This window comes from Streptomyces sp. rh34 (assembly GCF_002551245.1).
Classification (GTDB): domain Bacteria; phylum Actinomycetota; class Actinomycetes; order Streptomycetales; family Streptomycetaceae; genus Streptomyces.
Map to the genome: position 1 here is coordinate 1 of NZ_NTGZ01000285.1, position 9168 is coordinate 9168.

Consider the following 9168-nt stretch of genomic DNA (forward strand, 5'->3'; position numbering starts at 1 on the left):
GACCCGGAGCATCCGGGTCCGCGCGTCGCCGAGGTCCAGCAGCTGGGTCCGGTCCGGGTCGACGGGCTTCAGCACCCGCCTGCTCTCCGCGTCCGGGATCACCTCCGGCACCGTGCCCGGGTCGACCGTGGCCAGCACCGTGGTGGCGTCGTCGTCGGCGGGCTCGGGCTCGGACCGCCGGGCGGCGCCTCCGCGCCCGGCGGGCGTCGTCTCCTTGGTGTGCACCGTCACCCGGCGGCCCTCCGGGTGGGTCACCTGGACCGTCACCTCGCGGATCTGCTCGCCGGTGCGGCGGAAGAAGTGCTGGAAGACCGAGCCGCCGCAGGTGGCGACGATGCTCATCACGCCCGCTCCCGCGATCGTGCCGTACACGCCCAACTGCGAGGCCAGCACGGCCGCCGCGACGGCTGCCACGGCACTCCCGGCGACCTGCGGAAGACTCAGATCTATGCGCCTTTCCTTAAGTTCTGTGTCGCTTTCCGGCTTCTGAACCATTACCAGCCCCTGCTTGACATCTCTCCCACCATGCAACAAGAAGGGACAAATGAGCGAAGTGGATAGTTCCGTTTCCGGAGATTGTGTGAAGCACACCACGCGTCAGGGGCATTTCGCGGAGAACTGGGTAACCCAACTCCCGCGCCCCGCGAGAACTTCGACGGCGCGCCGGTCCACCCCGGTGGCCCGAATGGAGTACTGTGACGAGCCCTGGGGCGGACTCCGACGTGGGATTCCGCAGCTACCGGAGGGTCCGACGGCGGCACTCGAACCGGCGGCGCGTCAAGGCATCACACGGATGCCTGCTGCACAGAGCGGCCAAATCGGCCACTTTGGGTCGCAATGGGCAACCGTGTCATGGTGGTGCACCAGGACGAGTGCCCGACACGCCGGGCAACGTGGCAAGGTTGTGGCAGGCTGCACCCGGGCAGGTCACACTCGACTAGCGGAAGCAGCGACGCACGTGACGTCGGCAGGCACCACCCGGGAGGTCCCCATGCCCGAACTGCGTGTCGTGGCCGTCTCCAACGACGGCACACGACTGGTGCTCAAGGCTGCGGACAGCACGGAGTACACGCTTCCGATCGATGAGCGGCTGCGCGCCGCCGTGCGCAACGACCGCGCCCGGCTCGGCCAGATCGAGATCGAGGTGGAGAGCCACCTCCGTCCCCGCGACATCCAGGCCCGCATACGGGCCGGTGCCTCCGCGGAGGAGGTCGCCCAGTTCGCGGGCATCCCCGTCGACCGTGTACGCCGCTTCGAGGGCCCCGTGCTCGCGGAGCGCGCCTTCATGGCCGAGCGGGCCCGGAAGACTCCTGTGCGCCGTCCCGGCGAGAACACCGGCCCTCAACTCGGCGAGGCGGTGCAGGAGCGTCTCCTGCTGCGCGGCGCCGACAAGGAAACCGTCCAGTGGGACTCGTGGCGCCGCGACGACGGCACCTGGGAAGTCCTGCTCGTCTACCGGGTCGCGGGTGAGCCGCACTCGGCGAGCTGGACGTACGACCCGCCCAGGCGGCTGGTCCAGGCCGTGGACGACGAGGCGCGCTCGCTGATCGGCGAGACCGACGACGTCGCCGCGCCCGAGCCCAGCTTCCCGTTCGTGCCCCGGATCGCCCGGCTGCCGCGCGACCGGCCGCTGGACCGGAGCCTGGACCGGCAGATCGACCGCGACCGACCGCTGGACCGGGCCCTCGACCGGCAGATCGAGCGGCCCGCCCCGGCCGCCGCCGAGCCCGAGGAGTACGTGAGCAGCGCCTCGGCCGGCGAGCGCGACTCGCTGACCAGCCTGCTGGAGGCGGTGCCGAGCTTCCGGGGCGACATGGTCGTCCCCGAGCGGCCCACCCAGCCCGAGCCGCCCGCGCTCGAACCGGCGGAGGAGACGGAGGCGGACGCGCCGCCCGCCGCCGCCTCGGCCGGCGCGGGATCCGCTTACGCGGATGTGTTGATGCCCCGGGCGGTGGCCGGTCACCGCGACCGGCTGACCGGGACGACGGACCGTCAGGCCGAGGCGGACGGAGTCCGGCCGGGACGCCGTGCCGCCGTGCCGAGCTGGGACGAGATCGTCTTCGGCACCCGGCGCAAGAAGCAGGACTGACCGGGAATGACCACCGGTGGGAGCGGGGTCCGTACGCGGTCGCGTACGGACCCCGCTGCCTTACCGTCCCCCCGCCCCCGGCCGCCACGCGTGGCCGGTGCGGCGGGACTACTGGGGCTCGGGCCCCGTGGCGACCGGCCGGGAGGGGTCCGAGGACCACTCGGACCAGGAGCCGGGATACAGGACGCCGGTGAAGCCCGCGATCTCCAGGGCCAGCACCTCGTGCGCGCCGGAGACCCCGGATCCGCAGTAGACGCCCACGCCTTCGGAGCTTCCCTCCGCCCCCAGGCCGGCGAACCGCGCGGCGAGCCGCTCGGCCGGCAGGTAGCGCCCCTCCTCGTCGACATTCTCCGTGGTCGGCGCGGAGACAGCCCCGGGAATGTGGCCGCCGACGCGGTCGATCGGCTCCACATCGCCCCGGTAGCGCTCCGCCGCACGAGCGTCCAACAGCAGACCCGACCGGGCGAAAGCCGCCGCGCTTTCCACGTCCAGCGTGGGCAGGGCCCCCGGTTTCGGCCGGAAATCGCCCTCGTCGGGGTGCGGGATCTCGGTGGAGAGGTCGCCCGTCCAGGCGGCGAGGCCGCCGTCCAGGACCCGTACGTCCCGGTGCCCCGTCCAGCGCAGCAGCCACCAGGCTCGCGCCGCGGCCCAGCCCAGGCCGCCGTCGTACACCACGACGGGGGTGTCCTGGCCGACCCCGGCCCGGCGCATCGCCGCCCCGAAGGCCTCCGGGTCCGGGAGGGGGTGGCGGCCGCCGTCGCCCGCCGGACCGGCCAGTTCCGTATCGAGGTCGACGAAGACCGCGCCGGGCAGGTGACCGGCCTCGTAGTCGGGGCGGCCGTGCGGGCCGCCGAGCTGCCAGCGGACGTCCAGGAGCACCGGCGGTCGCGACCCGGCCGACTCGCTCACGCATTCGGATGCGGTAATGATGGGCTTCATGGGTGCCATCCTCGCGCAGCGGCGGCGGCACCCGTAACAGCATCGGCAGGGACGGCCGGCGGGTATCCGGCCGTCCTTCGTCGAGAACCCGGACGACGCGGCGCGGCCGGTGCGTCTCCCGCGCCGGGGGGTGCGAGCATCTGCACGGGGCACGCGGACCGCTTCCCGACCCGGGACGGCGTACCTGTCCCGTCCCCCGCACGGCCACCACAACGGTCCGAGGAGAGAAGACGATGACCGAGGCCCACGCCCGGCGCACGCCCGGAACACCTTGCTGGGTGAGTCTGATCGTGCACGGCCTGACCACGACCCAGGAGTTCTACGGGGCCCTGTTCGACTGGGAGTTCCGGCCGGGCCCCGAACAACTGGGCCCCTATGTCCGCGGGCTGCTGCACGGGAAGGAGGTCGCGGGCATCGGCCAGCTGCCGCCCGACCGCCATCTCCCGATCGCCTGGACCACCTACCTCGCCACGGACGACGCCGACGTCACCGCGGAGGCCATCCGCTCCTGCGGCGGGACGGTCGCGGTCGGCCCGCTGGACGCGGGCGAGGCAGGGCGGCTCGCCATCGCCTCGGACCCGAGCGGGGCGGTCTTCGGCATCTGGCAGGGCTCGGAACACATCGGCACGATGACGGCGGGCGTGCCCGGCACCCCTGTCTGGAACGAGCTGGTGACCCAGGAGACCTCGATGGTCGCGAAGTTCTACCAGACGGTCTTCGGCTACGGGACGGAGGCGGTCGTCTCTGCCGACTTCGACTACCAGACCCTGTGCCTGGACGACGTTCCGGTGGCGGCGCTGCACGGGGTCGGCCACGCGCTGCCGCGCGACCGGGGGCCGCACTGGATGACGCACTTCGAGGTCGCCGACACCGACCGGGCCGCGGCCCGGGTCGTGGAGCTGGGCGGGCGCGTCCTGCAGCCGCCGCGCGAGGGATCGGGCGGGCGGCTGGCGACGGTCGCGGATCCCGAGGGGGCCGTGTTCACGGTCATCCGGTCCGCCGCCGGGGGCGGGTCCGCGGAAGGCGGGGCGAAGGCCGGCTGACGCCGGACCCGGCGCCCCGGAACAGTCCGGGTGCGGAGATCCGTGGTGCTACCGACCGGTGCGGGGGCGCGGTAGCACCACGGGCCACCACCGGGCCCCGGCCCGGATGCGCCGCGGACGCGATCGGCGCCGCCCCTCAGGCCCCGGTGTGCAGCGGAACCGTGAGCTGCTTGAGCCAGGTGCCCGTGGAGAAGTCGCGGGCCTTGATGACGACCGTGCGCGGGCCGACCTCGATCTGGAGGCCCTGGTTGAAGGTGCCGCCCACCGCGACCTCGCCTCCCTTGCCGTCGTCCGTCCAGCCCGTCTGGACCGCCGCGGTGTTCACGACGGTGAAGCCTTCGAGGTTTCCGGTGCCGGGGACGACCCTGCGGACCACCCAGTCGGACAGGTTGAGATCCCAGTGGGTGTGGCCGGAGAAGAGGAACACGTCCTTGTGACGGCCGAGGATCGAGAGGAGCCGGTCGGGCTGGAGGTAGTCGCCCAGATAGAGCTTGTTGCGGGTGCCCGACACGGTGTTGGGCAGGGGGTGGTGGGTCATCACCATGACGGGCTTGCGCCGTCGCGCCCAGTGGGCGAGCCGGTCCTCCAGCCAGGCGAACTGCGCGTCACTGATCCACACCTCGTCCCACAACTTCGCGTCGTGGTAGTGCGCATAGCGTTCGGTCCCGAGGGTCAGGACGGGAACGCCGCCGAACGACGCCTCCGCGTAGACCTTGTTCCGTCCCGCGAAGTTGTAGAAGCTGCGGAAGAGCGAGCCCTCGGTGGTGCCGTTGGGCCAGGTGTCCTGGGCGAGCGTGTTCGGGTCGCTGTACTTGGGGACGTAGAACTCGTGGTTGCCGATGGCCCACGCGAGGTTCTCGGGGTGCCGGTGCCGCCCGAGGGTGCGGCGGACGTCCGCGTACTCGAAGTCGTAGCCGCGGGGTGTGATGTCGCCGGCGATCCCCAGTCCGGCGCTGCGGGGGTTGATCCGGTGCAGGTCGTCGAGGGCCTTGCCGAAGTCGGCCAGGTCGCCCTGGATATCGCTGATGATGTTGAACCGCACCGTCCGGCCCCCGCTGCCGTGGCCGTGCTTCCCGTGCTCCGAGGCGGCTGGGGCGGCCTCTGCCGATGGGGCCGTCAGGGCGGCGCCGGCGGTGAGAGCCCCGCCCGCCAGGAGTGAGGCGCGGCCCGTCGTGGCCATGAACGATCTGCGATCCATCGGTAGAACTTCCTTCGTCGTGCGATCCCTGTGTGGGACCGGACGGGGGAAGCCTGGTCGATCACGATGACTTCTCGGCGTAGGGGAGGTGGCTGCCGGCTGAAGCCCGGGGACGGTGGCCGGGCGGCCCGGACGGCTCAGTCCGACGACACCGGCAGGACGTCCGGCGAGAGCACGCCGGCGTGGACGGAACGGCTCGTCATGCGGCGGCAGTGGTGGCGGCGGCACAGCACCTCGTAACCGACCTCGCCCGCCTGTCGGTTGACGTCGCCGACGACGACCTGGGCGCCCTCGACGACCATCTCGCCGTCCACCGTGCGGGCGTTGTGCGTGGCGCGGGCGCCGCACCAGCAGAGCGCCTCGACCTGGAGTGCCTCTATGCGGTCGGCCAGCTCGATCAGCCGCTGGGAGCCGGGGAACAACTTGGTGCGGAAGTCCGTGGTGATGCCGAAGGCGAAGACGTCGAGCCCCAGGTCGTCGACGACGCGGGCCAGTTGGTCGATCTGGTCCGGGGCGAGGAACTGCGCCTCGTCCACGATCACGTAGTCGACCCGGCCGCCCCGGCTGACCCGGTCGACGATGTGCGCGTACAGGTCCATGCCCTCCTCGGCCTCGACGGCGTCCGTCACCAGGCCGAGCCGGGAGGAGAGCTTGCCCTCCCCCGCGCGGTCGTCCCGGGTGAAGATCACGCCCTGGAGCCCGCGTGCCGAGCGGTTGTGACCGATCTGCAGGGCCAGCGTGCTCTTTCCGCAGTCCATGGTTCCGGAGAAGAACACCAGCTCGGGCATGAGGGGTCGAGCACCTTTCGGAGGGGGCGGGCACGGCGGGAGGGGTTACGAGCGTACTTCGAGGAGGGGGACGAGCTGTTCCACCGGGGTCAGGGAGCCGTGCACGCCCGCCATCGCCGACTCGTGCGGCTCGTTGACGGAGGCCGTGATGATCACGTCGTCGTGGGCGGCGGCGACCACGTCGCCGATCCGGCCGTACACCCGCTCGTCGATCGTCGGCCCGAACCAGCCGGCCGCGATGGCCTCGTCCCGGCTCGCGACCCAGAACTGCTCGCCGAGCACCTCGCGCCAGACGGTCAGGACGTCGGCCTCCGCACCCGGCACCGCGTAGACGTGGCGAGCACGCCCCTCGCCGCCCAGGAGGGCGACGCCGGCGCGCAGCTCCCAGTCCTCGTCGAAGTCGATCCGGGACTGTTCGTCGAACGGGATGTCGATCATGCCGTGGTCGGCGGTGATGTAGAGCGCGGAACGCGGCGGGAGCTGCTCGGCGAGGCGTCGGGCGAGCCCGTCGACGTACATCAGCTGGCCGCGCCAGGCGTCGGAGTCGGTGCCGAAGCGGTGGCCCTTGCCGTCGACCTCGCTGTAGTACGTGTAGACGAGCGAGCGGTCGCCGGCGGCCAGGCGCTGGGCGGCGACGTCCATCCGGTCCTCGCCGGAGAGCCGGCCGAGGAAGGAGCCGCCGCTGAGCGCGACCTTGGTGAGGGGGGTCTGCTCGAACGTCGGCGCGGAGACCTGCGCGGTGTGCACGCCCGCGGCGTCGGCGAGCTGGAAGACCGTGGGGTACGGCTGCCAGACCTTCGGCGCGGTCCACGGCTTCCAGCGGAGCTGGTTCATCAGCTCGCCGGTCTCCGGGTTGCGGGCGGTGTAGCCGGGCAGGCCGTGCTCGCCGGGCGGCAGCCCCGTGCCGACCGAGGCGAGCGAGGTGGCGGTGGTGGAGGGGAAGCCCGCGGTGAGCGGGCGGCCGGTGCCACCGCGCGAGGTGGGGAGAAGGGAGTGCAGGAAGGGGGCCTCGTCCGCGTGGGCCTTGATCTGCTCCCAGCCGAGGCCGTCAATCAGGAAGACGCAGTTGCGGTCGGCCGGGGTCAGCTCGGGGATCGCGGCGGTGAAGCCGGGCACTTCCTGTCCGGCGGCGAGCGTCGGCAGCAGGTCGGCGAGCGAGCCGCTGCCGTACTCGGGCACGGGCGCGGTGTCGAGGGGCAGCAGGACGGGGTCCTGCCAGGCGGGCTGGGCCATCAGCGGCCGGTCGCCGAAGTGGCGGCCGTGGCCTCGGAGAGCGACTGGGCGAAGGCGAGGGTCTGGCGCACGGCGTCGGGGCCGTCACCGGCCTCGCTGACCCGCAGGCTCAGGTCGTCGGCGGTGGAGCTGCCGGTGTAGCCGTGGTCCGCCTCGCAGTTGGCGTCGCCGCAGGCGGCGGGCTCCAGGTCGATCCGGGAGACCGCGCCCCAGCCGATGGTGAGGACGACCTCGCGGGGCAGGGTGCCCGGGACGTACTTCTCCGGGTTGGCCACGACGCGGCTGACCACGACGGAGGAGATCCGCTCCACCTTCACCGACTCGGTGGAGGTGGTGGCGTACGGCGTCGGGGAGCTGGTGTCGGCGGCCTGCTCGTCGGTGTGGCTGACGATGAACCGGTGCTCGGTCAGGACGAGGACCGTCACATGGCGGCGCACCTCGTTGGAGTCGAACGTGGTCTCCTGGTGCACCAGGTACGAAGCGACCGGTTCCCCGCCGACGGCGGCCTCCACCGCCTCGGCCACGAGGGCCGGGTAGTAGCCGCTGCGCTCGATCGCCGCGCGCAGCCCCTGGGTCGTCGTACCGGTCTTTGCCATGAGCACCATCCTACGGCGGACCGGTGACTGCCGGGGACGCCCCGGTGCGCACCGGCGGTCGGCCGCCGGTGGGGCTCAGTAGTTCGGAAGGCGGCGGGGGCCCAGGTCGTTCCGGGCGGGCGGCGGGGCGAGCCGGACGCTCGCGCCGAGCACGCTCAGCCCGTGCGGGGCGACGACGACCGGTTCGAGGGCGACGGAGACCACCTCAGGGTGGTCGTCGACCAGCCGGGACAGCCGCAGCAGCAGCTCTTCGAGCGCGGCCGTGTCGACCGGGGCCGATCCCCGCCAGCCGAACAGCACCGGGGCCGCCCTGATGGACCGGATCAGTTCGGCGGCGTCGCGGTCGGTGGCGGGGACCAGCCGGTGCGCGGTGTCGCCGAGCAGTTCGGAGGGCGCGCCCGCGAGGCCGAAGGAGAGGACGGCCCCGGCCGCCGCGTCGATGGAGGCGCGGACGACGGTGTCCACGCCGCGCGGGGCCATCGCCTGGACGACGGGGAGCAGTTCGGCGGGCTTGCCGAGGAGATCGGTCAGCTCTCCGTATGCCCGGCGCAGCGCCTCCTCGTCGACGACGTCGAGGCGGACCCCGCCGAGGTCGGCGCGGTGGCGCAGGTGGGGCGCGGTGGTCTTGAGGGCGACCGGGTAGCCGAGCCGGGCCGCCGCGGCGACGGCCGCCTCGGGGTCCGGGGCGGGCAGGGTGGGGCGGACGGCGATGCCGTAACGGCCGAGCAGTTCGCGGGCCTCGTCGTGGGTGAGCGGGCGGCCGCGAGGGTCGGGGGCGGTGGCGAGCTGTGCCGCGATCAGGGCGGCGGCCCCGGGCTCGTCGATGGTGTCGTCGAGGAACTCGGGGATCTTGCCGGGCACGGCCGCCTGGCGCCGCCACTGGGCGTACTTCACGGCCTCGGCGAGGGCCCGCACGGCGCGTTCGGCGGCGGGGTAGGCGGGGATGCGACCGGGGCCCGTGGCGGCTTCCGGGGCGGTGCTCGGGGCCGCGGACGCGTCGGGACCGGGGCCCGGGGCCGGGACGGTGTTTGCCCGGGGGGCGGTCGGCGTGGCCGGGGCGGTGCTCTCCTGCGGGGTGGCGGGTGCGGCCGGGGCGGTGCTCCGGGCCGGGCCGGTCGAGGGAGTGGTGGTGGCTGCCCGGGTCCGGTCGGCGGCGGGCGTCACCGTGCGGGGGCGCGGCGCGGCGGTGCTGGACGCGGCGGCCAGCGCCTCGGCGAGGCCCCCGATCTCGACGTGGACGACGGCCACCGGCTTGGCCGAGCCCCCGGCCACGGCCTTGTGC

The 9168-nt window shown here is 73.3% G+C and carries 8 protein-coding genes and 1 pseudogene; 2 read left to right on the forward strand and 7 right to left on the reverse strand.

Translation table 11 applies throughout. The features are described 5' to 3' along the window. Positions 1-495 (reverse strand): annotated as a pseudogene (locus CR470_RS39870) (hypothetical protein); the annotation flags it as partial. A gap of 496 nt (positions 496-991) precedes the next feature. Here CR470_RS39870 and sepH point away from each other — a divergent pair. Further along, positions 992-2089, forward strand: coding sequence for a septation protein SepH (sepH, locus tag CR470_RS32480; RefSeq protein ID WP_097871048.1), 1098 nt, complete (start codon positions 992-994; stop codon positions 2087-2089). Positions 2090-2197: 108 nt separating this feature from the next. Here the strand turns inward: sepH and CR470_RS32485 are convergent, their stop codons facing one another. Continuing rightward, complete coding sequence (locus CR470_RS32485; RefSeq protein ID WP_097871049.1) at positions 2198-3028, reverse strand: sulfurtransferase; 831 nt, start codon at positions 3026-3028, stop codon at positions 2198-2200. A gap of 233 nt (positions 3029-3261) precedes the next feature. Here CR470_RS32485 and CR470_RS32490 point away from each other — a divergent pair, with 233 nt between their 5' ends. Then, positions 3262-4071, forward strand: coding sequence for a VOC family protein (locus CR470_RS32490; protein WP_097871050.1), 810 nt, complete (start codon positions 3262-3264; stop codon positions 4069-4071). Between the two features lie 136 nt (positions 4072-4207). Here the strand turns inward: CR470_RS32490 and CR470_RS32495 are convergent, their stop codons facing one another. The 5 genes from CR470_RS32495 to CR470_RS32515 form a co-directional block, all read right to left on the reverse strand. Then, a complete protein-coding gene (locus CR470_RS32495; RefSeq protein WP_257138989.1) occupies positions 4208-5269 on the reverse strand; it encodes a metallophosphoesterase family protein in 1062 nt (353 codons plus the stop codon). Between the two features lie 137 nt (positions 5270-5406). Then, the gene (locus CR470_RS32500; protein WP_097871052.1) at positions 5407-6057 is read right to left on the reverse strand and encodes a thymidine kinase; all 651 of its coding nucleotides are present in this window, start codon (positions 6055-6057) and stop codon (positions 5407-5409) included. A gap of 45 nt (positions 6058-6102) precedes the next feature. Continuing rightward, the gene (locus tag CR470_RS32505; protein WP_097871053.1) at positions 6103-7290 is read right to left on the reverse strand and encodes an alkaline phosphatase family protein; all 1188 of its coding nucleotides are present in this window, start codon (positions 7288-7290) and stop codon (positions 6103-6105) included. Next, positions 7290-7886: a DUF5998 family protein gene (locus tag CR470_RS32510; RefSeq protein ID WP_097871054.1), complete on the reverse strand. Its 597-nt coding sequence runs from the start codon at positions 7884-7886 to the stop codon at positions 7290-7292. Before CR470_RS32510 ends, CR470_RS32505 begins: the two co-directional genes overlap by 1 nt. Before the next feature lie 75 nt (positions 7887-7961). After that, the coding region (locus CR470_RS32515) for an acetate--CoA ligase family protein (protein ID WP_179892446.1) at positions 7962-9168 on the reverse strand (1207 nt) is incomplete at its 5' end.